31 protein-coding genes and 1 pseudogene are annotated in these 25,996 nt (G+C 70.5%); 18 read left to right on the forward strand and 14 right to left on the reverse strand.

What is annotated here, in order from left to right; genetic code table 11:
• Positions 1-82: 82 nt before the first annotated feature.
• Positions 83-1,186: a serine hydrolase domain-containing protein gene (locus AC5P1C_RS11355; RefSeq protein WP_493865710.1), complete on the reverse strand. Its 1,104-nt coding sequence runs from the start codon at positions 1,184-1,186 to the stop codon at positions 83-85.
• 227 nt (positions 1,187-1,413) lie between these two features.
• Complete coding sequence (locus AC5P1C_RS11360) at positions 1,414-2,685, reverse strand: alginate lyase family protein (protein ID WP_493865616.1); 1,272 nt, start codon at positions 2,683-2,685, stop codon at positions 1,414-1,416.
• A 200-nt stretch (positions 2,686-2,885) separates the two neighbouring features.
• Between AC5P1C_RS11360 and AC5P1C_RS11365 the strand changes: the two genes are divergently transcribed.
• Positions 2,886-3,446, forward strand: a complete 561-nt coding sequence (locus tag AC5P1C_RS11365; RefSeq protein ID WP_493865617.1) for a DinB family protein — start codon at positions 2,886-2,888, stop codon at positions 3,444-3,446.
• Between the two features lie 312 nt (positions 3,447-3,758).
• On the opposite strand, the gene AC5P1C_RS11370 is transcribed toward AC5P1C_RS11365, so the two are convergent.
• Positions 3,759-4,886, reverse strand: a complete 1,128-nt coding sequence (locus tag AC5P1C_RS11370) for a S1 family peptidase (RefSeq protein ID WP_493865618.1) — start codon at positions 4,884-4,886, stop codon at positions 3,759-3,761.
• Between the two features lie 206 nt (positions 4,887-5,092).
• Here AC5P1C_RS11370 and AC5P1C_RS11375 point away from each other — a divergent pair, with 206 nt between their 5' ends.
• From AC5P1C_RS11375 to AC5P1C_RS11390, 4 genes are all read left to right on the forward strand, one after another.
• Positions 5,093-5,692, forward strand: coding sequence for an RNA polymerase sigma factor (locus AC5P1C_RS11375; protein ID WP_493865619.1), 600 nt, complete (start codon positions 5,093-5,095; stop codon positions 5,690-5,692).
• Complete coding sequence (locus tag AC5P1C_RS11380) at positions 5,689-6,354, forward strand: hypothetical protein (protein ID WP_493865620.1); 666 nt, start codon at positions 5,689-5,691, stop codon at positions 6,352-6,354. Before AC5P1C_RS11375 ends, AC5P1C_RS11380 begins: the two co-directional genes overlap by 4 nt.
• Before the next feature lie 109 nt (positions 6,355-6,463).
• Entirely contained in the window at positions 6,464-6,862 is a 399-nt protein-coding gene (locus AC5P1C_RS11385) for a hypothetical protein (protein ID WP_493865621.1), read from the forward strand.
• A gap of 36 nt (positions 6,863-6,898) precedes the next feature.
• Positions 6,899-7,300: a peptidase M23 gene (locus AC5P1C_RS11390; protein WP_493865622.1), complete on the forward strand. Its 402-nt coding sequence runs from the start codon at positions 6,899-6,901 to the stop codon at positions 7,298-7,300.
• Positions 7,301-7,399: 99 nt separating this feature from the next.
• Here the strand turns inward: AC5P1C_RS11390 and AC5P1C_RS11395 are convergent, their stop codons facing one another.
• The gene (locus AC5P1C_RS11395) at positions 7,400-8,398 is read right to left on the reverse strand and encodes a helix-turn-helix transcriptional regulator (protein ID WP_493865623.1); all 999 of its coding nucleotides are present in this window, start codon (positions 8,396-8,398) and stop codon (positions 7,400-7,402) included.
• Positions 8,399-8,460: 62 nt separating this feature from the next.
• Between AC5P1C_RS11395 and AC5P1C_RS11400 the strand changes: the two genes are divergently transcribed.
• The 5 genes from AC5P1C_RS11400 (at position 8,461) to AC5P1C_RS11420 (ending at position 11,033) form a co-directional block, all read left to right on the forward strand.
• Positions 8,461-8,814 (forward strand): hypothetical protein, encoded by a 354-nt coding sequence (locus AC5P1C_RS11400; RefSeq protein ID WP_493865624.1) that lies wholly within the window; start codon positions 8,461-8,463, stop codon positions 8,812-8,814.
• Positions 8,811-9,272 (forward strand): VOC family protein, encoded by a 462-nt coding sequence (locus AC5P1C_RS11405; protein ID WP_493865625.1) that lies wholly within the window; start codon positions 8,811-8,813, stop codon positions 9,270-9,272. The genes AC5P1C_RS11400 and AC5P1C_RS11405 overlap by 4 nt, the downstream gene beginning before the upstream one ends.
• A 133-nt stretch (positions 9,273-9,405) precedes the next feature.
• Positions 9,406-9,597 carry a CsbD family protein gene (locus tag AC5P1C_RS11410; RefSeq protein WP_493865626.1) on the forward strand — a complete coding sequence of 64 codons (192 nt, stop codon included), beginning with the start codon at positions 9,406-9,408 and terminating at the stop codon, positions 9,595-9,597.
• A 237-nt stretch (positions 9,598-9,834) separates the two neighbouring features.
• Positions 9,835-10,263 carry a hypothetical protein gene (locus AC5P1C_RS11415; RefSeq protein WP_493865627.1) on the forward strand — a complete coding sequence of 143 codons (429 nt, stop codon included), beginning with the start codon at positions 9,835-9,837 and terminating at the stop codon, positions 10,261-10,263.
• 83 nt (positions 10,264-10,346) lie between these two features.
• A complete protein-coding gene (locus AC5P1C_RS11420) occupies positions 10,347-11,033 on the forward strand; it encodes a DUF6766 family protein (protein WP_493865628.1) in 687 nt (228 codons plus the stop codon).
• Positions 11,034-11,075: 42 nt separating this feature from the next.
• On the opposite strand, the gene AC5P1C_RS11425 is transcribed toward AC5P1C_RS11420, so the two are convergent.
• The 3 genes from AC5P1C_RS11425 to AC5P1C_RS11435 form a co-directional block, all read right to left on the reverse strand.
• The gene (locus AC5P1C_RS11425) at positions 11,076-11,876 is read right to left on the reverse strand and encodes a uracil-DNA glycosylase (protein WP_493865711.1); all 801 of its coding nucleotides are present in this window, start codon (positions 11,874-11,876) and stop codon (positions 11,076-11,078) included.
• A 32-nt stretch (positions 11,877-11,908) separates the two neighbouring features.
• Positions 11,909-12,457: a cysteine hydrolase family protein gene (locus tag AC5P1C_RS11430; RefSeq protein WP_493865629.1), complete on the reverse strand. Its 549-nt coding sequence runs from the start codon at positions 12,455-12,457 to the stop codon at positions 11,909-11,911.
• A gap of 126 nt (positions 12,458-12,583) precedes the next feature.
• Positions 12,584-13,813 (reverse strand): 4-hydroxybenzoate 3-monooxygenase, encoded by a 1,230-nt coding sequence (locus AC5P1C_RS11435; protein ID WP_493865630.1) that lies wholly within the window; start codon positions 13,811-13,813, stop codon positions 12,584-12,586.
• A gap of 148 nt (positions 13,814-13,961) precedes the next feature.
• Between AC5P1C_RS11435 and AC5P1C_RS11440 the strand changes: the two genes are divergently transcribed.
• The 3 genes from AC5P1C_RS11440 (at position 13,962) to AC5P1C_RS11450 (ending at position 15,355) form a co-directional block, all read left to right on the forward strand.
• A complete protein-coding gene (locus AC5P1C_RS11440) occupies positions 13,962-14,474 on the forward strand; it encodes a hypothetical protein (RefSeq protein ID WP_493865631.1) in 513 nt (170 codons plus the stop codon).
• 52 nt (positions 14,475-14,526) lie between these two features.
• Positions 14,527-15,057, forward strand: a complete 531-nt coding sequence (cpt, locus tag AC5P1C_RS11445) for a chloramphenicol phosphotransferase CPT (protein WP_493865632.1) — start codon at positions 14,527-14,529, stop codon at positions 15,055-15,057.
• A gap of 169 nt (positions 15,058-15,226) precedes the next feature.
• A complete protein-coding gene (locus AC5P1C_RS11450; protein ID WP_493865633.1) occupies positions 15,227-15,355 on the forward strand; it encodes an LPFR motif small protein in 129 nt (42 codons plus the stop codon).
• A gap of 71 nt (positions 15,356-15,426) precedes the next feature.
• On the opposite strand, the gene AC5P1C_RS11455 is transcribed toward AC5P1C_RS11450, so the two are convergent.
• The 3 genes from AC5P1C_RS11455 to AC5P1C_RS11465 form a co-directional block, all read right to left on the reverse strand.
• Positions 15,427-15,783 carry a PRC-barrel domain-containing protein gene (locus AC5P1C_RS11455; protein ID WP_493865634.1) on the reverse strand — a complete coding sequence of 119 codons (357 nt, stop codon included), beginning with the start codon at positions 15,781-15,783 and terminating at the stop codon, positions 15,427-15,429.
• Positions 15,784-15,904: 121 nt separating this feature from the next.
• Entirely contained in the window at positions 15,905-17,995 is a 2,091-nt protein-coding gene (locus tag AC5P1C_RS11460; RefSeq protein ID WP_493865635.1) for a CocE/NonD family hydrolase, read from the reverse strand.
• Between the two features lie 49 nt (positions 17,996-18,044).
• Positions 18,045-19,349: an ATP-grasp domain-containing protein gene (locus AC5P1C_RS11465; RefSeq protein ID WP_493865636.1), complete on the reverse strand. Its 1,305-nt coding sequence runs from the start codon at positions 19,347-19,349 to the stop codon at positions 18,045-18,047.
• 366 nt (positions 19,350-19,715) lie between these two features.
• Here AC5P1C_RS11465 and AC5P1C_RS11470 point away from each other — a divergent pair, with 366 nt between their 5' ends.
• From AC5P1C_RS11470 to AC5P1C_RS11480, 3 genes are read left to right on the forward strand one after another with little or no spacing between them, the layout of a single operon-like run.
• Positions 19,716-20,411 (forward strand): HemK2/MTQ2 family protein methyltransferase, encoded by a 696-nt coding sequence (locus AC5P1C_RS11470; protein WP_493865712.1) that lies wholly within the window; start codon positions 19,716-19,718, stop codon positions 20,409-20,411.
• Positions 20,395-20,685 carry a CDGSH iron-sulfur domain-containing protein gene (locus AC5P1C_RS11475; protein ID WP_493865637.1) on the forward strand — a complete coding sequence of 97 codons (291 nt, stop codon included), beginning with the start codon at positions 20,395-20,397 and terminating at the stop codon, positions 20,683-20,685. Before AC5P1C_RS11470 ends, AC5P1C_RS11475 begins: the two co-directional genes overlap by 17 nt.
• Positions 20,675-21,727 carry an iron-containing redox enzyme family protein gene (locus AC5P1C_RS11480; protein WP_493865638.1) on the forward strand — a complete coding sequence of 351 codons (1,053 nt, stop codon included), beginning with the start codon at positions 20,675-20,677 and terminating at the stop codon, positions 21,725-21,727. Before AC5P1C_RS11475 ends, AC5P1C_RS11480 begins: the two co-directional genes overlap by 11 nt.
• A 59-nt stretch (positions 21,728-21,786) precedes the next feature.
• On the opposite strand, the gene AC5P1C_RS11485 is transcribed toward AC5P1C_RS11480, so the two are convergent.
• Positions 21,787-22,065: a hypothetical protein gene (locus AC5P1C_RS11485; protein WP_493865639.1), complete on the reverse strand. Its 279-nt coding sequence runs from the start codon at positions 22,063-22,065 to the stop codon at positions 21,787-21,789.
• A gap of 46 nt (positions 22,066-22,111) precedes the next feature.
• On the opposite strand from AC5P1C_RS11485, the pseudogene AC5P1C_RS11490 reads away from it, so the two are divergent.
• Positions 22,112-22,219: pseudogene (locus tag AC5P1C_RS11490) on the forward strand (siderophore-interacting protein); the annotation flags it as partial.
• 323 nt (positions 22,220-22,542) lie between these two features.
• On the opposite strand, the gene AC5P1C_RS11495 reads toward AC5P1C_RS11490, so the two are convergent.
• From AC5P1C_RS11495 to AC5P1C_RS11505, 3 genes are all read right to left on the reverse strand, one after another.
• Positions 22,543-23,253, reverse strand: coding sequence for a C39 family peptidase (locus tag AC5P1C_RS11495; protein WP_493865640.1), 711 nt, complete (start codon positions 23,251-23,253; stop codon positions 22,543-22,545).
• 65 nt (positions 23,254-23,318) lie between these two features.
• Positions 23,319-23,945, reverse strand: coding sequence for a peptidoglycan-binding protein (locus AC5P1C_RS11500; RefSeq protein WP_493865713.1), 627 nt, complete (start codon positions 23,943-23,945; stop codon positions 23,319-23,321).
• 245 nt (positions 23,946-24,190) lie between these two features.
• The gene (locus AC5P1C_RS11505) at positions 24,191-25,171 is read right to left on the reverse strand and encodes an ArsR/SmtB family transcription factor (protein ID WP_493865641.1); all 981 of its coding nucleotides are present in this window, start codon (positions 25,169-25,171) and stop codon (positions 24,191-24,193) included.
• 219 nt (positions 25,172-25,390) lie between these two features.
• Between AC5P1C_RS11505 and AC5P1C_RS11510 the strand changes: the two genes are divergently transcribed.
• Positions 25,391-25,975: a TIGR04222 domain-containing membrane protein gene (locus AC5P1C_RS11510; RefSeq protein ID WP_493865642.1), complete on the forward strand. Its 585-nt coding sequence runs from the start codon at positions 25,391-25,393 to the stop codon at positions 25,973-25,975.
• Positions 25,976-25,996 lie beyond the last annotated feature (21 nt).

Consider the following 25,996-nt stretch of genomic DNA (forward strand, 5'->3'; position numbering starts at 1 on the left):
CAAGCCTAGGTCGAGCACTGCGGGCAACTCAAGGGGTGTGCGAGGAGGCGGGTGACATCAGCCGCCTCCTCGCAGGCGCGGTTCAGCGGCACAGGGCCGCATCCACGACACGGTCGACATGCTGCATGGTCGCCTTGCCGGTCGGCTGAATGGTCACAGCGACGTTGGCCGCGCGGCCGTCGGCGGTGACTCCGCCCCGGGTCTCATATCCCGTGGTGCTGCCGCCGTGGCCCCAGTACACACCGCCGCACGACAGTGGAGTACTCACGAGCCCCAGTCCATAGCGGGCACCGGAGGAAAAGGGAGGTCCGGCGGGGACGGTGGTGCGCATTTCGGCGAGCTGAGCCACCGGGAGGAGGCGGCCGGCCAGAAGCGCCGTGAAGAACCGGTTGAGGTCGGAGTTGGTGGAGATCATCTGCCCTGCCGCCCAGCCCCAGGAAGGGTCCAACTCCGTGCCGTCGCGCAGAGGTGCGTCGGCCGCGTCCTGGTAGTAGCCCTTGGGGTGAGGCTCTCTGATGGTCACGTCACCGGGGGCGGGGAAGTAGGTGTGGCGCAGCCCGATGCGCTTGATGATGCGCTGGTCCAGTTCCTCGGCGAGGGGGCGGCCGGTGACCTTCTCGATGATCAGGCCGGCCAGCACGTAATTCGTGTTGCTGTACTCCCACTTCGCTCCGGGAGCGAAGTGGGCCGTGTGCCGTAGGGCGATGTCGAGGAGTTCACGGGGTTCGTAGTGCCGGACTTCCTCGCCGAGGTACTTGACGTAGTTGGGAAGTCCGCTGGTGTGCTGAAGGAGCTGACGGACGGTGATGCGACGTCCGTCGATCCCCTCCCCGCGTACGACGCCCGGCAGATAGGTGTCGACCCTGGCGTCGAGGCCGATCTTCCCTTCGCCGACCAGCTGCAGCACGACCACCGCGGTGAACGTCTTGGTGTTGCTGCCGATCCGCACCTGACCGTCCCTGGGCACCTCAGAGCCAGTGGCCAGGTCGCCGACCCCCGCGGTGTAGGCGCGGGTGCGCCCTTCACGGCCCGCCACGCTCGCGAGCGCGGCGGGCACGCCATCGGAGTGCACCAGCGCGTTCAGGCCCTGTTGGACAGTGCCCGGCCCGGCGGTGGCGGACGCCGCGGTCGGCGACAGGCCGCCCATCGTCACCACGCCGACCACCACCACGGCCGTAGCCTGCACGGCCCTGCGCCAACCGCCCTGCTGCCTGGGAGAACTGAACCTCTGCCATACCTGCTCACGCACGAGCCAACTCCTACGGGATCATCGGGAAACCAGCGGCGTATGCCGGTCCCAACATTCCCGGATGCGGCCGTCCGGGACGATCCTGCTGACCGCCCAGCTCCAGGTAGGGCTAACCCCCGACGCCCCAGCAGATGGGGAACCAGGGGCGAGTCTTCACCCGCGGCTCAGCCCGCGATCGAGTCCAACTGCTCGGCTGCCGGACGCAGCGCCCACAGGTCCCCGCCCGGAGGCGTCTCCAGCTTCGGGACCGCCTTGCGCGCCGCCGCATCCCCCGCGTCGGCCGCCGCGTGCACGACATCGCTGGCCGCGAACCGGTGGAACTCCAGCTCGGGGTGGGGCCACTCGGCCGCCCCCGTGGCCGCGGGCAGCAGATAGCCGACGGCCTTGAACAGGCTCTGCCCGTCGGGCCCTTGGTGCGACCAGAGGTCCACGCCCACGTTCCGGCCGATGGCCGCGAGCCGCGTGTAGGCGACCAGGTCGAAGGTCGAGTAGTGCCAGCTCCGGGTCCGGGCAAGCTCCTGCGGCTGGCTTCCGTCGGCCGCGATCTGCGGGTCGATGCGGCGGGCTCGGGCGTCGAGGACCGTGCGACGGGCGAGGGCCGTGTCGCCCGTGGCGTGGGCGAGGGCGGCGACCTGCATGTCGTAGAACGTGCCGTGATTGTTCTGCGCGGCGCTCTCCTGCTTGCCGAAGTCACTGTTGACCAGCCAGCCGAGGAAGTCCTTGTTCCATTTCCGCATGGCGGAGCGGTCGCTCTTCGACCACCCGGGCGCACCCGTGCCGAGGATCGCGATCGCGTCCACGACGCTCGTGTACGACTGGGAGAAGTCGATGATGCCGATGGCCCGGCCGTCGTACTTGCAGGGGATGAACTGCGCGTGGTCCAGGTTCGGATTCATCCTGGTCCGCGGATCGAGGAACCAGGTGCGCAGGACGGTGGCCGCCTTCTCGGCATAGCGCTTCTCACCGGTGTAGTACCAGGCGAGCGTGAGGTCGTAGGTCGAGTCGAAGACCTTCTCCACGTCCAGGCGGTCCGTCCCGGTGTCGACCTCGGGGTTGCGCTGTCCGTCGCGCTGTTCGTAGGGGCAGCCCCACGGATTGTCGGCGGTCGGTGTCTGCGTGGGCCACCAATAGGGCGCCTGGCTCAGGTAGTCGTGCACATCGCCGCCGGGCGCGGGCTTCGGCTTGTCGACGACCGTCCAGGGCCCTTGGTCGAGCCAGGTGTCGGCGCGGTCCCTCACATCCCGTACAGCGCGCTTCAGTTCAGGGTCGCCGCGATCCAGACGGAGCTTGGTCTGCTGGAGCCGCTCGCCGTCGAGGACGGCGGTTCGCGGGGCTCCCTCGATGGCGGTGGCGTTCGCGGTCGGCATCAGAACGGAGGCGAGGGCCGCCGCCGCGGTGAGCAAGGCGCCGAACCGTACCCGGGATCTTGCACGCATCACACACTCCAGCCATGGATGATCAGGGATGTGAACAACGTTCGCCATATGGATCGGGTGAGCGTAGGACCCACGGGGCCGCCCAGGCAACGGCTGCGACAAACGAGCCCTCTCCCTCACGCCCTATAGGACGGAATCTGACCTATACGCCGCATAGCGTGGTCCTTGACCGGCGAAGAGGAAATCGGAAGGCGGAGACCATGACCGCGAACGAACCGAACAGCGACCGCGACCTGGCACAGGGCCCGGCCGTCACCGGCGAACGTGCCGAATGGCTGGACACGCTGGCCAAGCACCGGCACTTCCTTCGCTTGACCACGCGTGACCTCACCGACGAGCAGGCCGGCCTGCGAACCACCGCGAGCGAGCTGTGTCTGGGCGGCCTGATCAAGCACGTGAGCGAGGTCGAGCGGTCCTGGGTGGACTTCATCCTGAACGGGCCTGCGTCGATGGCGGACTCCACGGACATGACCGAGGACGACTGGGCCGACAGGAACGACGAGTTCAAGCTGCTGCCCGGCGAGACGTTGGCGGGTGTCCTGGCCGACTACGCCGATGTAGCCCGCCGGACCGACGAACTGGTCGTCGCTCTGCCCGACTTGGACGTCTCGTGGCCGCTGCCGAAGGCCCCGTGGTTCGAGCCCCGTGCGCAGTGGTCGGCCCGCCGGGTACTGATGCACATCGTCACGGAGACCGCTCAGCACTCCGGCCACGCCGACATCATCCGTGAGTCCATGGACGGCGCCACCAGCATGGCCTGAGTCAATTCCGCCGCTGAGCCGGCGCATGCCGAGCCCTTCGAGCAGGGCGGCGAGCCGCTCGCCGGCCGCGGCCGGGGCGGGCGCCGGGGTCATCGGCCGCGCCTGTCCAAGGAGGGCGGCCACCTTCCGCCAGCTCCAGGAGGAGGATCTGCTCCAACCTCTCCGCGGGGACAGCCTGTAGCAGGCGCGGTGGCGCCTCGAAGCGGTCGGCCGCCGCCGACCGGTTCGAGGCGTCGTACGCGCACTGCCCCCTCCCCCGCGACGCGGGCCACGCCCTCCGGGGAAGGGGATCAGCGCGGGCATCAGCGGACGTCAGTTGCCGCCTGCGCCGATCTCGGCGCCGACCGCCTCCAGCGCGGTGGTCACGGGCTGGAAGAAGGTCTCGCCGCCCACGGTGCAGTCGCCGCTGCCGCCCGATGTGAGGCCGATGGCGCTCCCGTCGGTGGTGAACAACGCGCCACCGCTGTCTCCCGGTTCGGCGCAGACGTCGGTCTGGATGAGTCCGGTGACGGTGCCTTCCGCGTAGTTCACCGTGGCGTTGAGCCCGGTGACCACGCCGTCCTGGAGCCCGGTGGTGCTGCCCATGCGGGATACCTCGAGCCCGACCGCGGCCTCCGCGGCCTGCGCGATCTCCGTGGTCTGACCGTCGCCGGTGTTGACCACGCTCGGGGCGTCGGCGGCCGGGTCGTCGTACGTGACCAGCGCGAAGTCGCCCTCGCCCGGGAACGTCGCGGCCTGGACCGTCCCGATGGCCGCGCCGTCCTGGGCATCGGACCAGCTCTCGGCGGCCACCCCGCAGTGCCCGGCGGTGAGGAAGCCCGAACTCCCGTCGTCGGTCGTCACGTTGAAGCCGAGCGAGCAGCGGGCGCCGCCGCCGAAGATGGCGTCGCCGCCCGCGGCGAAGGTCTTGAACTCTCCCGCGGACTTCTGGATGCGGGCCATGCCCGTGCCGAGGGACTGGACGGTCGACTCCAGCTTGTCCCAGCGCTCACCGGTGACCGTGCGGTCAGCCGTGACCACGATCTGATTGGTCTTCGGGTCCGTGGCCCACGCCGTTCCGGCCATCGTGGCCCGGTCGGTCAACGTCTGTGTGGCGGACCGCAGTTCACCCGTGCTGTTGTCGACGCTCCGCGTCACCACTCCAGCTCTCTTCACCTGGACGTTCACCGCGTTGTCGTCGCCCACGACGTTGACGACGAGCTGCTGCTTCGCCTCGTCGTAGTACGCCCCGGCGTAGGCGTCACCGAGCTGCGAGGCCAACGGCTTGACGAGCCCCGTCGCCGATTCCGCGCTGATCCTCTGGGCAGCGGAACCTGAGGCGTTCTCCGTCCCTGACTGCGAGGCGTTGGCCTGCTGCAGCAGGACGGCCGTCGCGACCATGCCCATCACCGCGGCCCCGGCCAGAACGGCCTTTCGCTTGGGTATTCGCTTGTGCCTCAACTCGTCGCCTCCTGTGCGGATGCCGAATTCGACCACCGACCGAAGCCGGGGACATGTTCGGACCTAGATACGCGTGGGACGAGAGGAGCGTTCATCGGTGCGGCTGAAGAACGTGACGGGCCCATGTAATTGACGGGTAGTCAGGCCTCGGTTCCCGGCGGGTCACCAGATTCAGGAGGCGCGTGCCGGGGTAGTCTCACGCGGCTATGCCCAAGGATCCAACTGGTGGCGCGAAGCCTGACAAGCCGGCGTTCGACGACGTGTTCTGCGGCCTCCTGCCCAGGCTCTATCGCCGGGCGGTGATGTTCTCCGGATCCCGGCAGCTCGCCGAGGACGCCGTGCACGAGGCCTATCTCAAACTCGCCGGCCGCCCCGAACGACTGCTGGCCCACCCCGAGCCCTACGCCTACGCGTTCTCGGCACTGCTGAGCGCCGTGCGGGACGCGTACCGCCGGGAGAGACGACAGGTGCTCATCGAGGACGTAGAGACACATGCCGGGGTGAGGTCCCTGGAGAGCGGGGGCGCGCACGGAGGCGCCTTCGTCGACGGCGCCTGGGACGGCGGGCTCGAGCGGCGGCAGGGCGAGTGGGAAGCCGTCCGGCTCCTGAGCAGACTCTCGGCGCGTCAGGCGGGCGTCGTCATCCTGGTCGACCTCGACGGCTACACCATCGACGAGGCCGCGAAGATCATGAAGGTGCACCGGGGCACGGCGGCACGTCATCGCACTCGCGCCCTGGACAGTCTGCGGGGCATGCTCGTCGAATCGCGGTCAGGACGGAGCCCCGAGGAAGGGAGGGCGTCATGAACTCGACTCCGGGCCCCCAGGGGCGGCCCCCCTCGGACGGCACGAAGCACACGCGGCACAGCGGCGCTGCGGACGACGCCGCGGTCGCCGTGTTGCGCGAGCGCCTGCGCGCGGCCGACGAGGCGATCGAGGTCCCGCACGGGCTGTGGGACCGCGTCCGGGCCGACGCCCCCGCCGGACGCAGGCAGCGCTGGGCGCACCGCCTGGTTTCCCTCACCGCGTCGAGTCGCCGCAGCCCCCGCCTCGCTCTCGTCGTCGCGGCGGCGCTGGTCGGTGCGATCGCGCTGGGGACGTGGTGGCTGGTACGCCCGGCCACGCAGCACCAGCCGGCACCGCCCGCGGGGGCACGGAGCACGACCATCACGGTGCACAACGCGGAGTCGGCCTGCCGCGAACTGCGCACCCTGGAGTGCGCGTTGCGCGTCGCGAAGGATCCGTACGAGCGGTACGCGGCGCCCGGCAACCGCGCGGCACTGGCCTGGCACGGCGACCAGATGGAAGCGCTGTGCGTCGTCACCGACGGCACGCTCGTCCAGGACGAGAAGGGGATCACCTCCACCCGCTGGTACCTGGTGCGCACCGCGCTCGGCACGGAGGGCTGGCTCCCCGGTGTCCGTACGCGCAACAGCGCGGAGGTGCCGGACTGCGTGAAGGGCAGTTGACACCCCCCCGACAGATGTGTGACGCAGGTCACACAAATCGGTGTCATACAGGAGCCGGTCGCGCCTCGTGTAGCGCATGAAAGTACGCACTACACGGGGAGAACGAGCAATGAGCGTACGTACCTTTCTGACCGGGAGCGTGGCGGCCGTGGCGCTGGCCGCGGGCGGGCTTGGCCTGACGGCGGGCACGGCGTCCGCCGATGCGGCGCCGAAGGCCGAAGCGGCAGCGGCCTTCACCGTCTGGGCGACCGACGTGAACGTCCGCGACAACCCGCAGTCGCCCGCGACCTGCGACGGGTTCCCGTCGCCGGGTAACTGCCCGGTCGTGTCCGGCAAGTTGCAGCCCGGCCAGCAGTTCGAGGCCCGCTGCCAGCGCAAGGGCGAGACGGTGAGCGGCAACGACTGGTGGGTCTTCATCGAGCGGGGCGACTCGCGCGGGTGGATCGCCGGCTACTTCGTGGACACGCCCTCGAACCAGCTGCCCGGCGTGCCGGTCTGCGGCGCCTGACGGAAACCGAACCCAACCACCCACGGGGAGCTAGAAATGCGGAATCTGCGAAAGACAGGCCGGATCGCGGCGCTTTCGGTGGCCGTCGTCGCGCTGGCGTTGACCGCGCCGGCGACGGCGTCGGCAGCGGCCGGCAGCGCACCGATCGCGGTGAAGGCGGCGGCACAGAACGCGCAGGAGGGCAAGGAGGTCCAGGTCTGGGCCAGCAATGTGCGCCTGCACGTCGAACCGTTCATCAACTCGCCCTCACCGACCACCTTCGGGCCGGGCAAGCTGATCGACTTCTGCCAGCGCCAGGGCGACTTCGTCTCCGAGCCGGGTCAGGGATCGAGCAGTTGGTGGTCCTACGTGGAGCTGCCCGGCGGCAGTGACGGACTGTGGATCAGCAACGTCTACCTGGTCGGCGGGGAGAAGATCGACGGGGTGCCCGACTGCTGACCCCGCCCTCTGTCCCGCGCCCCTCGCTGCCACCCGAAGCAGCGGGGGGCGCGCCCGCGTCTCGGGCCAGGCAGGGGACGGCACCGACGTGGCCGCGCCTCATGGCTGCTCGGAGTCCGGCACCGGTGGGGCCGCCGCTCCGGCCGCCAGCAGTCGATGCGCCAGCGCGCGGCACCGCGCGCCGAGCTCCGGAGGGTCGAGCACCTCGAAGTCGTGGCCCAGCAGGAGCACATGCATCAGCACGGCGTCGAGGCGCTCGGCACCGCTGAGCACCTCGCAGCGCCCGCTCCCTCGGGGGCGTACGACGGCCGCCGACGCCGGAATCTGCGCGCGGACCGTGTCGGCCGACGCGTGCACGAGGAAGCGCGCCCGGTGCGGATAGACCCGACTCGCCACCCCCTCCTGTACGTACGTCGCCGCGTTCGGCGCCTCGCGCGGGCAAAACCGCCAGGTCCGGGCGGACGCGTCGGTCATCCGGTCGACGCGAAAGGTCCGCCAGTCGTCGCGATCGAGGTCATAGGCGAGGAGATACCAGCGCCGGTCGGACGCGACCAGGCGGTAGGGCTCGACCCGCCGCCTTCGCGTCTCGTCCCCCGAGGGGTAGTCGAAGCCGACCTCGACCTCGTCCCGGCAGGCTCTGGCCAGCGTCATGAGCGCCTCCGGATCCACGGCCGCCCGGCCACCGCCGAAGGACTCCACCGAGCCGGAGAGCGCGCGTACCTCGTGCCGAAGCCGCGCGGGCAGCACCTGGTCGAGCTTGGTCAGCGCCCGGAGCGCGGCGTCGCCGGCACCGGCGACCGCACCGCCCGCGCCGGCGAGCAGCGAGACCGCGGTGGCGATCGCCTCCTGATCGTCGAGAAGCAGCGGCGGCAACTCCTGCCCAGGGCCAAGACGGTAGCCGCCGCCGACGCCCTGACCGGCGTGCACCGGATAGCCGAGCGAGCGCAACCGCTCCACGTCACGCCGCACCGTGCGCGCCGTGACCCCGAGCCGCTCGGCGAGCTCGGGGCCGGTCCAGACCTGGCGCTGCTGCAACAGCCCGAGCAGCGTGAGCACCCGCTCCGTCGTGCGCCGTTCGTCACGGCGAGCCCCGTCCATGGCGCCCACCCTGCCAGAGATGGCGGACCGATCCTGTCCGCCATCGATGTCACGGTGGATCCATGAACGCAGACGAACGCGACGGGAACCGGACGGACTGGAGCCGGACGCTGCGCGAGCAGTGGGAGGTCCACTGGAACCATCAGCTCCGGGCCCGGCTCGACGGCCTCACCGATGACGAGTACTTCTGGTCTCCGGTGCCGGACGCGTGGAGCGTGCGGCCACGCGGCAGTTCGACGGCCCCCATGCAGGTCGGCGCCGGGGATTTCACCATCGACTTCGCCGCCCCGCAGCCGGTCCCCGCGCCCTTCACCACGATCGCCTGGCGGCTGGGCCACGTCAATCATCGGCGTGCTCGCCACGCGCGACGCGGCGCACTGCACACGCATCCCGCTACGAACGGAGCAGTCCGATGAGCCGCCACATCCAGGTCACCTTCGACGCCCACGACCCACGGGCACTGTCGTCCTTCTGGCGCGAGGCCCTCGGCTACATCCACCCCGGCCCGCCCGGAGTCGACCTGCCCGAGGGCGCCGATGCGCTGGCGGCGTGGGACGACTTCCTCGCACAGATCGGCGTACCGGAGGAGCAGCGCAATTCGAGGTCGGCCATCGAGGACCCGGCCGGGCACGGCCCGCGGGTGTTCTTCCAGCAGGTGCCGGAGGACAAGGTCGCCAAGAACCGCGTCCACCTCGACGTCCGCGCGGCTCCAGGGCTGCGGGGAGAGCAGCGGATGGCCGCGCTGGAGGCCGAGTGCGGCCGCCTCGTCGCGCTGGGGGCCAAACGTGTACGCCGTGACGAGCCCGCTCCCCCGATGAGCGAGGGCTACATCGTGATGGCCGACCCCGAGGGCAACGAGTTCTGCCTGGACTGACCGCCCTCTTCGCGACCGCCGTCACCGTGTGTGACGACTGGACGCGCGGGGTGACCGTGAGCCGCATACGTTGATGGCAGAGGCCCACACCACAGGTGAGACCGGTGGGCGCTGTACCGACAAAGGAGTGGTCATGGCTGACAAGGGCGGCATGGACAAGATGAAGGGCAAGGCCAAGGAGATGACCGGCAAGGCCACGGGCGACCGCGGCAAGCAGGCCGAGGGCAAGATGGACCAGGCCAAGGGCGAGGCCAAGAAGGCCATGGGCGACGTGCGCGACCGGGCCCAGGAGTCGCGGGAGTCCCTCAAGCGCCGCGACAGCTGACCAGACTCCGTCGAAGCCCCCGCACACCCGTGTGCGGGGGCTTCGACGTCGGCGGCCTGTCCGGCTCTGGGCCGCCCCGATGAATCGGACCGGTCGCCACAGCGTGTCGGACGCGCACGCTCTGCCCGCCGGGACGGCATGAGGCATCGTCGGATCGGATCAGAGACCGGCTCGGACCAGAGACCGGCTCGCGGAGTACGGCGATCCCCTCGAAGGAGAGCGAATCTGGTGCGCGGTATGCGCGGAGCGAGACAGGGTGCCCTCGCGGCGGCGCTGCTCGTCCTGCCTGCCGCGCTGAGCGGCTGCGGCGGCGTCCAGGAGCGCGAGGAGGCGGCCGCCGCGGCGGTGTTCCGCTTCCACGAGAGCCTGCGGGCCTCGGACACCGCGCGCGGTTGTGCGGCGCTGGCCCCGGGGACCCGCGACGAGTTGGAGCAGACCGCCGAGCTGCCGTGCGCGCGTGCCCTGCCCGATGCGGGACTGCCCGATGCGGAACTGCCCGCGGCGGACGACGTGCGCGTCGTCGACGTGTACGGGCGTCAGGCACGCGTCGTGACGCGACGCGACACGCTCTTCCTGTCGGCCTTCCCCGGCGGGTGGAAGATCACGGCCGCGGGCTGCACCGAGCGCCCGAACATGCCGTATCAGTGTCTGGTCAAGGGGAGTTGACGGGTGCGGACGCTGTTCACGCTGTATCTCCTGATGGTGACCGGAGGCCTGGTCTACTGCATCGCGCTGGGGCTGATGCAGCGGTGAAGCGGGCCGGGCGCTTTCTGCGCGACAACGGACTGACCCTGGTGTTCGGCACGGGATTCGTCCTCACTCTGGTCGGTCAGGCGATCAGCGGGCACGCCGACTTCAACAACCACCTCGTCGCCGAGCAACTGCATCCGGTGAGTTTCGGCGGCTACCTCCTCACCTCGGACTTCGCCGTGGACGTGACGGAGAACTGGCAGTCCGAGTACCTGCAGTTCTTCCTCTACATCTTCGGCACGGTCTGGCTGCTCCAGAGGGGGTCGCCCGAGTCCAAGAAGCTCGACAAGGCGGGCCTCGAGGCGGACGAGGACCAGAAGGTCGGCCGGTACGCGAAGGGGGACTCGCCCCGCTGGGCGTCAGCGGGCGGCATCCGCCAGGCCTGGTACTCCCGGTCCCTGGGCATCCTCATGTGCACACTGTTCCTGCTCTCCTGGCTCGCCCAGTCCATCACCGGCGTGGCCGCGTACAACGAAGAGCATCTGCGCGAACTCCAGGCCCCCCTCAGCTGGTTCGAGTACCTGGGCGCCGCGGACTTCTGGAACCGCACGCTGCAGAACTGGCAGTCCGAACTCCTCGCCGTCGGATCCATGGCCATCTTCTCCGTCTACCTGCGCCAACGCGGCTCACCGGAATCGAAGCCGGTGGGCTCGGCCCATGAATCGACCGGGGTCGAAGGCGGCTGAGAGACTCGCGCGTCGGCGGGCCGCGCCCGCCCGCCTCACTGATCACCGCTGCCCGCCCGGGAGTGCGTAGGGCGGGATGTCCGCCTCGCCCGCCGCCTCCCGCAGGACGTCCTTGAGCATGTCCGGTGTCAGACGGCCCGTGAACGTGTTGCGCTGGCTGACGTGGAAGCAGCCGTACAGGGTGACCGGACCCGGGCCTTGGCCCTGCCCCGATCCCGCGGGTGCGACGGCGCCGGTGCGGCCTGCCGGTTCCCGCACGGCCTCACGCTCCAGCGTCACTCGCGTGCCGTGCGCGAACCCCGGCCGAGGCTTCGGCACTCGCCACCCCGCCGCCGCGAACGCGGGCAACGCCGCCTGCCATCCGAAGGCCCCCAGGATCACCGCCGACCGCAGACGCGGCCCCAGCAGCTCCAGTTCCCGCACGAGCCAGGGCCTGCACATGTCCCGCTCGCCCGGGGTCGGCTTGTTCTCGGGCGGGGCGCAGTGCACCGGCGACGTCACCCGCACGCCACGCAGCGTCAGGCCGTCGTCCGGGGAGACCGCCAGCGGGCTTGAGGCCAGGCCCAGTTCGAACATCGCCTTGTACAGGACATCTCCGGAACGGTCGCCCGTGAACATCCGGCCCGTCCTGTTCCCTCCGTGCGCCGCGGGCGCCAGCCCGATGACGAGCATCGAGGCATCGGCCGGTCCGAACCCCGGCACCGGCCTGGCCCAGTACGTCCAGTCCTTGAAGGCGGCCCGTTTGACCCGCCCCACTTCCTCCCGCCAGGCGACCAAGCGCGGGCAGGCCGTGCACCCCGCGATACGCGTGTCCAGCTGGGACAGTGGATGTGCGGGATCCATGTGATCCATGGGGTTCGTGGGATCCATGGCGTTCATGTGGGCCCGAACAGCGCGTCGTCCGTCGAACGGACCATGCGCGCCTGCATGTTCCGCTCCATCATCTGCAGGGCGGCAGCGGCGAGGTCACTGTGGATGCTCGCGCAGGCGTCCTCGGCGACGACGACTTCCAGATGTCTGATGTGCGCGTCGAGCGCCGAGTAGAGGATGCACTGCTCGGTCACCTGACCGCAGAGGACGACCGAATCGATGCCGCGCTGGCGGAGCAGGTACTCCAGCGGGGTGTCGTAGAAGATCGAGTGCCGGGCCTTCACGACGAAGAGCGAGTCGCCCTCGGGGCGGATCGGAGCGACCAACTCGGCGTGGGGGCCGCTCAGGACGATGTCCAGCAGCTCGTCGTGGTGCGAGCGCCACAGGCCGAAATTGTCATTGGCGTAGATCACCACCATGTCGTCGGCCCGCGCCCGCTCGATCATCCTGCGGACGTTCGGCAGCACCTTCCTGACCGACTTACGGAGGATCTCCGCATCCGGGTGGTCGTACAGGTTGATCATGTCGACCACGATGAGAGCCTTCTGAGCCATGCCCCGAGTCCATCACGCGGCTCACGCGTGCGCGCGGATGCCCCGCCCGTAAGGAGGGTGCTCCCGATCGTCCGTGAGCTGGAGGCCGCCTCGGCCGAACACCGACGGTGCGTTCGCCGCGGGGCGTCAGTGGTCGGCATCCTTCCCGATGTAGATCTCGGCGAACGCGGACGCGGCGGCGGGTGAGCCGAGGATCCTGCGTAGCCGGGCGCCCGCGGTGCCCGCCTTGAACGGGTCGCCCGATGACGCCCCGTGCAGCAGGTCAGAGAGCCACTGGGAGAACTCCTGGTACTGCCATACGCGGGGCAGGCAGGCGTCCGAGTAGTCCCGCAGGCCGCTGTCGTCGCCGTGCGCGCAGTGGGCGACGAGCGCGTCGCCGAGGACCAGCGCGTCGTGCAGGGCGAGGTTCATGCCCTTCGCGGCGATCGGAGCGGCGAGGTGGGCGGCGTCGCCCGCGAGATACAGCCGCCCGTGCGCCATGGGCTCCATGACGTAGTTGTGCATGTCCAGGACGCGCTTCTCGATCAGCCGCCCCTCGGTGAGCGGCGGCGCCCCGGCCGCCGAGAGGCGGGCGTGCAGCTCGGACCAGACGCGCTCGTGGGGCCAGTTCTCGGGGTCGTCGCCGGGCGGGCACTCGAGGTAGTAGCGGGTGACTTCGGGGCTGCGGGCCATGTGGGCAGCGAAGCCGCGGGGGTGGAGGCCGAAGACGACGCAGTCCGATGACGGCGGCGCCTCGGCGAGCAGGGCCAGCCAGCCGATGCCGTAGTCGTGCCGGGCGACGGTGGCCCGCTCCTCCAGGTAGGTCCGCGTCACGCCGCGCGCGCCGTCGCAGCCCGCGACGGCCTCGCAGTCGATCCGTACGCGCTCGCTCGTCTCCGGTTCCGTGTACGACACCGAGGGACGGCCCGTGTCGATGTCGCGCAGTTCCACGTCGCGTACGCCGAAGCGGATGTCGCCGCCCGCGCTGTCGGCATAGGCACGCACCAGGTCCGTCACCAACAGGGGCTGGGGATAGACGAAGTGGAGGTCGCCGGACAGCTCGCCGTACGAGAACCGCCGGCGCTCCCCCGCCCATCGGAACTCGCATTCGCTGTGGGCCTGCGCGCGCTCCACCAGCCGGTCGGCCAGGCCCCGCTGTGCCAGGGCGCGCACGGCCCACTCCTCGATGAAGCCCGCACGGGGCCGCGTTTCGATGAACTCCCTGCTCTCCGTCTCCAGGACCACGCAGTCGACGGCAGCAGAACGCAGGATGTTGGCGACGGTGAGCCCCGCCGGTCCGGCTCCTACGACGACGACGCGGGCACGTCGTCGCGGCGCGGATGGCTCGGCAGGAGAAGGGGTCGAGGCGAGGTTCATTCGGAAATTATGACGGGGACACGACGAGAGAGGAGACCCCCGAGGAGACATCCGGCACCGGCCTCCGCGCCGAGGGGACGGTCGTGGCCGACTGCCGAGCAGGACAGCAACCCTCTGGTGCGACAATCTGCCCAGGACCACACGCCCCGTGCCCGCTCTCCGGTGCGTCGGTCTCGTTGCGGGAGGCGCCGGTCACGGACGTCCCCGGGGCATCGGCGCCCCGGCGGACCGGCGGTGGGAGGAGTCGATGGTGGTGGAGTGGCGGTACATCGCCAAGGGCGTGCGGGTGGTTCCCGAACCCGTGGCCACACCCTTCATCTGGACCGGCGCGTACGCGGGCGCCTTCGGCCTGGTGACTTTGCTCGACCTGCTCGGTGCGCTCGACCGCACCGGGCTCGCGCTCGCGGCCCTCTCCGTGCTGGCCGCGCTCCTCGGTCTGCGGGGCCGTTACGTCGCGGCACCGGGCACGGCCCTGGCGTGCTGGATGCTGCTGAACTTCTTCGCCGTCCACCCCATCGGAGAGATCTCCTGGGCCGGGCACCGCGATCCCGAATGGATGGCCTGCCTGCTGGCCGCGGCCCTCACCGGCACGACGGCCGGCCGCGTCCTGCACGCGCGCGCCGCGTACCGCCGTGTCAGCCCGTACGACGGCACGGGCTGATCCCCCGCAAATCCGTTTTCCTGTGGCGCGGTGATGCTTCTACTGTGGCGCGGTGACGACTCAAGTGATCGTTCTCAATGGTGGTTCCAGTTCCGGGAAGTCGGGCATCGCGCGGTGCCTGCAGGCGGTGCTGCCGGACCCGTGGCTGGCTTTCGGCACCGACACGCTGGTCGAGGCGATGCCCGCGTCCATGCGCACCTCCGAGGGAATCGAGTTCGCCCCCGACGGCGAAGTGAGTGTCGGCCCCGAGTTCCGGACGCTGGAAGCGGCGTGGATCGAAGGGATCGCGACGATGGCCCGCGCGGGCGCCCGGGTCATCGTCGACGAGGTGTTCCTCGGCGGTACGGCCTCCCAGCAGCGGTGGCGGAAGTCCCTCGGCGATCTCGGGGTGCTGTGGGTCGGCGTCCGCTGCGACAGCGCGGTCGCCGCGGGCCGGGAGACGGCACGGGGCGACCGGGTCACGGGGATGGCCGCCTCACAGGCGGATGTGGTCCACGACGGCGTCTTCTACGACATGGAAGTGGACACCACGAACACCGAGTCCCTGGAGTGCGCACGGGCCATCGCCGCCCGCATCGCGTGAGCGACGGCCCCTAGCCGTTTGGGCCCGTTCTTTATCAGCACACCCGCGTTGGAAATTTGATCGACGAAAACAGTTTTCCCGATCACTCGCGGGGCAGCCGGGGGATGAGGCCGTGCGGCGACGCACGGTATTTCGTCACTACCGATCCACGGCTCTATGGAGGCCCCACATGCTGAAGGCCATCGCAGACGTTATTCGCGCCATCGGTGGAGCCATTGCCACAGTTGTCACGCTGCCGTTCCGCGCCGTCGCGCGCCTCTTCGGCGGCGCTTCCGACAGCGCCCACGGCCGCCACTGAGCCTTACCGGAAAGCCTGATGGCGTCCGAGGCACGAGGTGCCTGGGACGCCATCAGTGTCAGTGGGGTCGGTCAGTGACCCGGGCCCAGGCCGCCGTAGTAGCCGCCGAGCTGGTCGCGGTAGGCGGGGTCGCCCAGGTGCTTCTCCTTGTCGAACTCCGGAGCGTTCTTGATCTGCTCCTTGGTGCGCGAGACCAGGATCTTCCGCTCTTCGTGGTCGATGGCGGTGACGGTGCTCGCGGGGAGCAGCACCTCCTTGCCGAAGATCCACACTCCGGTGTCGACGACGAGGTACTGGTCGGCGACATCGTTCGAGTGCTTGTCGACCTTGCCGATGTGCCCGTCCGCGGCGTCGACCTTGTAGCCCGTCAGGTCGTTGTCCGGGCCGTGCCCCGCAGTGGGGCCGTAGCTCCAGATTTCGTTGCTCATCGAGAACTCCTCAATTGCCTTTCCCCGAAAGGCAGGGATTCAAATAACGGGAGGGGATGATCAACCTCCGCTGCACCGGGTGCCCTGCCGGAAAGAGGCCAAACAGAAGAATCCGGCCGTCTCACATCAAGTCGCGGGGCACCGTTTCGTTCCACGTCCGCGAGAACACCCGCCGGTCGCCCTCGTAACCGTCCAGGGTGGCGTTCACCCGGAAATTGTTCTCGTCGCAACTGAGGACCGTGCGCGTCTCCACGCGTACGTCCCAGTCGTCGCGCCGAAAGGACATCGTCCAGGCCGACTCACCGCTGGCGGAGGTGAAGTCCTCGGCCACGGACGTGTAGCGCTCGTAGGCCCGGCGGCCGATGTCGAGGCCGATGTCGTCGAGCCGCACCGTCCCCCGGTCCTTGACGATCTCCAACTCCGCGGCGTAGTCGACCAGATCACGCTTGACCTGCCAGCGCTCCTCGGGGGCGATCAGCTGCGTCGAGGTCCTGGGCCGCGTGCCCTCCGGCTCCCCGAAGGGCTCATCGGGCAGGGCATCGGGCTCCGCCGACGGGCGGACCGGGAGCGTGAGGGTGCTGGACGTCTCGTACACGGTCAGGAGCACCGGCTCGGGCGGCGGCCAGGCCAGCGGCCAGTACGAGGTGGACAGCGACAGGCGGATGCGGTGGCCGGGCGGGAACGCCTGGGCGACGCCGTTGAGCGGAATGACCGCACGGTAGCGGCGCCCGGGTTCGAGGGGTCGCGGATCGCTGTTGTGCGCTTCGTTGCGGGTGAGGTTGAGCAGCCCGTAGCTGACGCGGGTGGCGCTGCCGTCGGGGGCCACGTCGGACAGGCGGGCCGCGACCATGGCGACGGGTTCACTGACGCTCAGGTCGAGTTCGACGCGGGGCGAGCCGAGGATCTCCGTGCGCTCGGCCAGCTGCTCGGTCTCGAAGACGAGTGAGCCGCCGTCCTCCTCGCGCTGGTCGTAGGGCAGGTCGGGGGGCGCGTTGTAGGACGCCCACTTCCCGCCGAACTGGCCCACCGACAGCGGTGATTGGACGGAGAGCCCCTCGCCGGAACGCTCGCCGTCATGCTCATGCACGTCCGCGGCCTCTGCCAGCGCCTTCGACGCCTGAGCCTCCGACTGAGGGATCGGGTCGGAGAGGCTGTGGCGTGTGAGGCGCCGCACGACGGGAGTGATGTGCGGTGACGGCCAGGACGGCTCCCCCACCCAGCGGCCCGGACGTTCCTCGTACGACGTGGACGGCGGCACGCTGTCCTGCATCCACGTCCGCAGCATCGGGCCGTCCATGACGCCGTTGTCGACGCCCTTCAGCCAGTGGTCCCACCACCGCACGACTTCCTGGAGATACCCGATGGCGGGGCCCGGTTCGCCGAGGTGCGGGAACTTGTGCGACCAGGGGCCGATCAGTCCCTTGCGCGGCACGTCCAGGTTGGCCAACAGTCGTGTCACGGCGTTCGAGTAGCCGTCCGCCCAGCCGCTCGACGCGAGGACGGGACAGCGTACGGCCCGGTAGTCCTCGCAGACCGAGGCGTGGCGCCAATAGTCGTCCCGGCGCTGGTGCTTGAGCCATTCGAGCACCCAGGGGCGGGTGCCCTCCATGCGCTCGTGCCACATGCCGCGCCACCGGTCCCCCACCGTGGCGGGGTCGGGCGGGCAGGTGCCGTAGGCGAACATGGTGCCTGCTTCGGCGAGGTTGTCCGACAGGAGGGCGCCGCCCATGTAGTGCATGTCGTCGGCGTACCGGTCATCGGTGAAAGACGCGATGACGATGCCGCGCAGGCTCGCCGGCTGCCGCGCGGCGACCTGGAGCGCGGCGAAGGCACCCCAGGAGATCCCCATCATTCCGGTGGTGCCGTCGCACCAGGGCTGGTCGGCGAGCCAGGCGAGGATGTCCTCGGCGTCGGTCTGCTCCTGCTCCAGGTACTCGTCCTTCAGGACCCCTTCGGAGTCCCCGGTGCCGCGCAGGTCTACGCGTACGCAGGCGTATCCGTGCCCGGCGATGTACGGGTGGTGGATGGAGTCGCGCTCGGCGGTCAGGTCACGCTGGCGGTAGGGGATGTATTCCAGGACCGCGGGGACGGGTTCCTGGTCGGAGGACGTCGGCCGCCAGATACGGGCCGCGAGGCGGGTTCCGTCCGCCGCGGGGATGGTGACGTGCTCCTCTTCCTTGGTCTCGTACGGAAGGTCGCTCACATAGCGCAAGCCGGGGTCGCTCCTTCGTGCTTCGGCGGGTTCGCGGTGCGGGAGCCGGTCAGTCGTTCTTCGTGTCGCGGCTGCCGGGCTCGGCCTCGTCGAAGGTGAGGCCGAGGGCCGCCACGCACTGGTCGTACTTGGCCCGCATGTCGTCCTCGTCCGCACCACCCGTGAAGATGTGGGCCAGCTCGTAGCTGTAGCTGTCCTGCGGGGCCACGTCCGACAGGCGCTGCCCCTCCTCGACCAGCACGTCGATGCGCACCCCTGGGATGCGGCGCTCGATGCTCTCGATGTCCTTGCGGGAGGGAACGTCGTGCACTGTGGCGTCGGCGAACCAGCGGTGGTACCACTTGGCGGCCGTGCGGTAACTGCCTTCGCGGTGCGGGAGCTTGGGGTCGTTGCCGAGCGCGAGGCTCAGCATGCAGTGGTGGTTGGGCACCCCGTCGACGTACTCGAACATCTCCGCGTGCGACTGGGAGTGACGCGGATTGATCTCCAGCAGGTTGAGCGCGTCGGACCGCGGGTCGTAGAAGTACTCGATGCTGAAGGTCGCCGCGTCCATGCCGATCTGCCGCATGACCCGCTCCGACACGTCCCGCAGCCGCTCCAGGACGGGCTCGGGGAGCTGGGAGGGGTACTGGTGGCGCAGGAAACACGGCGAGTCGGGGTACTGGATCGAGTCGAGGACGCCGTAGACGGTGACCTGCCCTTCGTGGACATAGCCCTCGACGGCGACCTGGATGCCGTCGAGAGCGCCTTCGGCCAGGCACACCTGGCCGCCCACGTCGGCCATCTCCGCCGGCAGCTCGACGCGGTCGAGTATGTCCTCGAAGGGCCGCCCGATGCGCCCCATCCCCTCACGGATGCGATCGGCGGCCTCGGCGAACTCGGCCTGGTCCTTGACCCCGTAGGCCAGTTCCGAGGAGTACGACAGTGCGGGCTTGAGCCACATGGGGAACTCCATGCCCTGCGGAGGCTTGGGGTCGGCGCTTTCCATGTCGACCCGGCCGAACGGCGGGTGCGCGCCGCTGACCCGCTGCTGCTCCAGACGGCTCCAGTACTTGTGCTCGCACTTCACCACGGAGTCCAGGCTGGTGCTGCGCGTCCCGTAGCGCTCGCTGAGGATGGGCACGAGGGTGCTGACGGGGAAGTCCCAGTAGCCGACGATGGCGTCGATGTGGCCGTCGAACGCGTCGAGGACCCGCTCCGCCTCGGTGAGCAGCCCGGGGACCGACACCTCGCCGCTCTGCAACTCGTCGACCGTGAGCAGCGGGTGGAAGACGTAGTCGTGTGCGCCCGGCACAGAGCGCAGGGTCGGCAGATTGGCCTCGTCGAGGCCGAGTACGAAGATGTTGTGCGGCATGGCGCCCTTTCGGTCCTGGGGTGCCGGCAGCTGGTGCGCCGGGGGGCAGGACTGGCCGCGTACCCACGCCTCAGGGGCGCAATCACCCCCCATCCTGGCCGCCGGCGCCCGCTCCCGGTCCTCGTGGCTTCCAGCGGGCAGCGCACGTGTGCGTCACGGGTCTCCGGGCACCAGGCACAACGACAGTCGCGGGAGCGAAGGCCGAGCATCCAAGGAATCCATGAGGCCAGAGGTGCACCCAGGAGGCCCTAAGCGTCACTGTGCGTCACCACCCGAGTGGTGGCCCGTGCCGGAGCGACGGAGGCTGGTAAGTGGGCGCAGGAGCGGACCGCGGTCCGCGACGCCCACGACCACCGGAGGTACGTGATGGTCGCAGCAGCGGCCCCGGAACGCCTGATGACTCTCCTCGGGGTCTACGCACCGCAGGAGGACACGGGCCTCCTCGCCCACGCACTGCGCCGCGAGGACATCGGTCCTGGCACGGACCTCCTGGACCTCGGCACCGGCAGCGGCGCGCTGGCCGTCCACGCGGCGCGGCTCGGTGCCCGGGTGACGGCCGTGGACATCGCCTGGCGTGCCGTCCTGACCGCCCGCCTCAACGCGAGGGTGGCGCGGCAGCGCGTCACCGTCCTGCGGGGCGACCTCACGGCCGCCGTACCCGGCCGGTCCTACGACATCGTGGCGAGCAATCCCCCGTACGTGCCCTCACCCGTCGGCCGGCTGCCGCGGCGCGGCGCGGCGCGTTCCTGGGACGCGGGGCGGGACGGCCGCGCGGTGGTCGACCGGATCTGTGACGCGGCTCCCCAAGCGCTGCGCCCCGGAGGCGTGTTGCTGATGGTCCACTCGGCGCTGTGCGACACCGATGCCACGCTGAGCCGTCTGTCGAAGGCCGGCCTGGAGGCGACGGTCACCGACCGCGCCCTCATTCCGTTCGGGCCCGTCCTGCGCTCGCGCCGGGCCTTCCTGCGCAGGCAGGGGCTGCTGGGCGACGAAGACGACGGAAACGACGAAGACAAGGAAGACAAGGAAGAACTGGTGGTCATCCGTGCCGAACGCACCTGACGCCGAGCCGACCGCGCCTGACCCCGTGCCGACCGCGCGGGACGAGCGGCCCCGCCGGGTCACGATCGACCCCGAGGGCCCGCTGCTCGTCGAGGGGCCTGTCGAAGTGGTCGGGGACGACGGCGAGGTCATCGCATCCCGGCGCTTCACCGCCGCGATCTGCACCTGCCGCCGCAGCCGGACGTACCCGTGGTGCGACACCAGTCACCGCCGCCGCGTCGGCTCCGCCGCCGAGAAGAACACCGCTGGGGAGGAAGCAGACGATGACCGCTGAGAACGAGGCCCACTCCCCCGACGCCCGCCCACAGGAGTCACGCCACACCGCCCCCGCCCTGCCCGATCCCCGCGGCGTCCTGTCCCGCCTCGTGATCAACACCTTGCGCGCCGGGGGGAGTTCTGGCCCCATCCCCCTGGACACCCACGACGCCGACCCGTACGGCGACGACCTCCACCTCGCCCTCTACACGCTCTACGAGCTGCACTACCAAGGCTTCGACGGCGTCCGCGAGGACCTCGAATGGGACCCCGAGCTGCTTGCACTGCGCCGCGCGCTGGAAGGGCGGTTCCTGAGCGCCCTGCGCGCCAACTGCCGCTCCACGGACAGCGCCGAACGCGCCCTGGCGGGCCTCCTGGTGGAGCCCGTCGGACATGACCCCGCCAGTGTCAGCCACCACCTCCAGCGCGACGGCGAACTGTGGCAGCTGCGGGAGTACGCGGCGGCGCGCTCGCTCTACCACCTCAAGGAGGCCGACCCGCACGCCTGGGTCATTCCCCGGCTGCACGGGCGGGCCAAGGCGGCCATGGTGGCCGTCGAGTTCGACGAGTTCGGGGCCGGGCGCGCCGAGGACATCCATGCCCGGCTGTTCGCCGACCTCATGGCGGACCTCGCACTGGAAACGGCGTACGGGTACTACCTCGACGCCGCTCCGGGCGAGGCGCTCGCGACGGTCAACCTGATGTCCCTGCTCGGCCTGCACCGGGCGCTGCGCGGCGCTCTGGTCGGGCACTTCGCCGCCGTCGAGGTGACCTCGTCGCCGGGCTCGCGGCGCCTGGCCAAGGCGATGCGCAGAAGCGGCGCCGGGCCGGCGGCCGAGCGGTTCTACGACGAGCACGTGGAGGCCGACGCCGTTCATGAACAGGTCGTGCGCCGCGACGTCATCGGCGGTCTCCTGGCGAGCGAACCCGGCCTGGAGTCCGACGTGGTCTTCGGCATCGAGGCCACGGGCTTCCTGGAGGACCGCCTCGGCTCGCGGCTCCTGGCCGCGTGGCACGACGAACGCAGCGCTCTGCGCGCGCCGTTGACGCCGACCGGCTGACGGCGAGGGTCATCCGCGCCGCTCGGAGGTGCTCTCCCCGCGCACCCCGCCGATCTGGTTCAGCGCCTCCCGCAGGTGGTGGGCCGCAGCGCGCCGCGCACCGCGGGACCCGCCCACCCGGGCCCGCCCAGCATGACGACGGGACGCCCGCGGGCGCCGCGCACGCCCCAGCGCGTGTCGGCGATGTGCCGGGCCAGGGGGACGAGTTGCCGTGCGCGAGCGGCTGTTCCCAGGATGACCGGATCGCGGCGGCGGTCACGGCGCGACTGCCCGTTTCCGTTCGGTCGTACGGCGATTGCGATCACCTCGATGAGCTGACGGAGCCTCGATGAGCACATGGGTGCCACACACCCTCGGCGGGGACGAAGAGAGCCTCAGCACGGTGTGCACGCCCTGGCCCAGCGCGCGCCCGGCGACAGCCGTGAGGCGGAGGACGTCACGCGGCAGGTGTTCCTCGCCGCATGGCGCGGCAGGACGGGCTACCGACCCGACTTGAGTCATGCGCGGCGCGGCATCCGCAGTCTGCGCCTCCGTCTGGAGGGCGTGCGGGACGACCGCTGAGAGATTCCGGGTGCCGGTGCATCCACGCGCCCGGTCCAAGCAGAAGCATGGGGTAGCTCGTCGTGACCGTCATGGCATGAGGTCGGCAGGAGCGCCCGGACGCTGCTTCCTGTTCGGCCTCAGCGGAGTCGGTGCCGCTGAGGCTGCCGCCGGTGCCCCCCGACGGCGGCGGAACGGACCGTGGGCGGCGCACGTGCCGTGCGCCGCCCACGGTCTCGACTCACTCGCCGGCCGCGTCGCTCACTGCCCGACGCTCAGGCGGCGTACCCCTTCGGCGGGATCAGGGTGGCGAGCTGGTCGAAGGAGAGCCAGTAGATCTGGTTGCCGCCGAAGGACGCGGGGTCGGCGATGAGGACCGTGCGGTTCGCGTCGTCGTAGCCGATGACCGTGAAGTAGTGGTAGATCGTCTGGTCCGAGGGGTAGCCGGGCGGCTGATTGCCGGGCGGGGCCACGATGTTGGTCACCAGTGGGTAGTTGTTTTCGATGTCCAGGACGATGTCGTTCCACAGCAGGTCCTTCTGGGCCTGGGTGGGCGGGTCGTTCGGCATCTCCTTGGTCTCGTACCAGCCCGTGCCGAGGTTGGCGTTGAGCACGCCGGTCACCTGGCTGATGTGGTCGGTGCCCGCCTCGGTCGTGCCGAGCTGCGCGGCCAGGGCGCCTTGGCTCGGCGGGGCGATCCGCGCGGACAGGGCGATACGGGTGGCGGCGGGGCCGCACCAGTAACCGGTCTCCTGGACCTGGTAGTCGACGGGGAGCGTGTGCGCGCTCGCGGTCCGCGCGCCGCCGACGCGCAGTCGGGTGCCGGGCTCGTTCTGTCCGCTGACGATCGCGGTCCCGGCCTTCGAGCCGTGGCCGAGCACCGACACGCTCTGCGGGTGCGGGGGCTCCCCCTGGGCGGCGGCCGGGGTGACGAGGGCGGCGACGGCGGACACGGCGATCGCCGTGGTGACAAGTCTCTTGCGCATACGGGCTCCTGGTGTGAGGGGTGAAGCGTGCAGGGGCGTACGAGACGCGAGGCCTGGCGGTGGGGTCAGGGGATCGGCGGAACCGAGGGCCCTTCCTGGGCGAGCAGGTCGCGGGCGAACTGTTCCCACTGGGCGTAGCGGTCGGGGTAGGCCGAGACCTGGACGGCCTGGCAGACGTCGCCCGGGGGCATCGTCTGCCAGCCGTCGATCTGGATCAGTCCGGGGTTGGTGCCGAAGGGGGCCACTCCGTAGAAGGACTTGGACGAGGTGGCGACGTCGGTGATCTGTTCCGGAGTGCCCCAGCCGGTGCTCGGGCGCTGCTGGAAGATCCCCAGGGAGTCGTGGTCCACGGGCGTCAGGTAGTTGACGAACTTCGACTCCTGCATGGCCGTCATCAGCGCGATGACCAGGCCCTGTTCGGGAATCTGCGCGCCTTTGCCGACACCGATGACGGTGCGTGCGTTGGCGAGTTCCTCGGGTCCGAGGTCGGCCGCGCTCCGGAAGGTCCGGCGCAGTTCCGCGTCGGGTGCCTGCTGCAGGGCTCTGGCGGTCGCGCCGTCGACCGAGCCGGTCCTGGGCAGGCCGTGCCGCTCCTGGAACCACTTCAGGCCGTGTCCGGAGGATGCCTCGGACGCCGTGGGGGGCGTGGAGGCATGGGCGCCGCCGGGCACGGCGCACAGGGTGCCGATCACGGCGAGCGAGGCGGCCACGGCCGCGCGGCGGGTGAGGGTACGAGTAGTAGTGCGCAACGCCACTCCTTCATCGGATCGTCGATGCGTCCCTTCACGCCGAACGCGGAAGTACTCAGGTGGACGCGCGTTGAACGGCGCGCGCAGCGCGGGGAGTCGGGACGCAACGCGGTGGGGGGATGCGTGGGCAACAGCCCGGCCAGCTTCCTTGCATGCCCATGCCAGAAGCAATCGATGAAAGCCCAGACTTACGCCTCGCAGCTGCGCAGCAGCGCACGCCCTTCCGCGGTGGTGACATGGAGCGACCGTCCCGCCCGGCGGACCGTGGTCACGAGGCCGGCCGCACGCAACACCTTGACGTGCTGGCTGATGGCCGGGTGGGTGACCGCCAGGAGACGGGCGAGCTCGACCGTGGACGCGCCGGTGCACGACGACTTGAGGACAGCGGCGCGGGTGTGCCCGATGAGCGGCCCCAGCGCGCCGTCGTCCGGACGGTCGGGGGCTGTGGGGTGGGTCCAGTCGGTCGCATGGTCGATGGGATACACCAGGACAGGGGGCAGTTCACCGTCGGCGAGCGTGACGGGAGTGGGCCAGCAGAAGAACGAGGGCTGCAGGGTGATCCCCCGGCCGTCGAGCCGCAGTTCCTGATCCACGGGATAGTCGACCTCCAACACGGGAGGATGCCAACGCAGTTGCGGCCCCAGGCCCGCGAGCAGCCCGTCGGTCCCGCCGTCGAGGAGAGTGTGCAGGCGGACGATGCGGTCGGCGTCGATCTGGGCGTGGACGCGCGGCCAGAAGGGTGCCAGCGCCTCCAGGTGGTAGGTGTGCAGGGCGTTGCCCAACTCCCGTAGAGCGGCGCCGTCACCGCGCGCCAGCGACTCCGTCCAGCCCGGCAGACGACGGGATGCGGCCACCCGCGTCAGATCGGTTCGCAGCCGCGGAAGCGGGGTGCGCACGAGGGTGTCGACCGCCGCTTGGAGCGTCTCGCCTCCGCCGTGGGTGGGGGTGAGGAAGTCCGGGGAGCAGCCGTGCGGTGGCAGGAGGGGCGACAGGAGACGACAACTTCCCGACAGGCGGGGCCTCGCCCAACGGCGCCAGTCCCCGAACACCCTCGCCCCGTCCCGCCGTTGCAGCGTCTGTACGCTGTTGCCGATCTCCCAGAGGAAGTCCGGCCCCGAGGCGACCCGCACCCGCGCCAGGTCCTCGGCCGTGAAGTACACCCGCAACATGGCCCGCCTCTCCCCCTGTGCCCCGTACCCCGGTTCCGTGGCCCACCGCGTCGCCGCGCGGCAAGGCTCCAGGCGATCGCCGCGGGGCGGCTGCTGTCAAGTGAGGCGGGTGGGGACGGAACCCTCAAGTCTTGCTCTGAAGCGACGGGTTGTGGGGATGTGCGCTCCCGGCATCGGGCACCACAGCCGAAAGACGGGCTGTCCGAAGGGGGTGGGGGCATGCGGAGTTACTTCAGGCGGGCCACGACAACGGCGGGACCCGGACCGGCCCTTGGCGTGTACGACGTGGCGTATCTGGCGGGCGGGCCGCGGCGGGTCGTGGAGTGCGCGGTGATCGCGCTGACCGAGGGCGGGCGGCTCAGGCTCAGGGCCTCACGGATGAGCGCCGTGGGCGGGGAGCTGCCCGAGCACCCGATCGAGCGCGCCCTGATCACGGCTTGCCCGCGCAGCCGCGCCACGGCCTCCGTGTGCGCGGAGTTGCGGGAGTCCCCGGAGATGGAGCAGATCGGTGACCGGCTCGCCGAGTGGGGCTTGGTGACCGGGGCCCGCCACCAACTGACCCGGGCAGGCAGGCAGCGGCTCCAGACGGCCGAACAGGACGGGAGCCTCCCCGCGTACGTGTTCGGCGGCGCGGAGGTCCTCCCGCAGGGGACGGTCCGACGCGCCGTCACGGCGGGGCAGTTGATCCCGTCGGGCCTCGGCCGGGCCATGATCCGCATGGGCAACGCCCTGGACCACGACACGAGCTCCGGCCACTCGGACTCCGGCTGTGGAGGCGGCGGAGGCGGGGGTGGTGGCGACTGAGGAGGACCGGGCGAGCCCCGG

The sequence above is a fragment of the Streptomyces sp. A18 genome, from assembly GCF_059026065.1.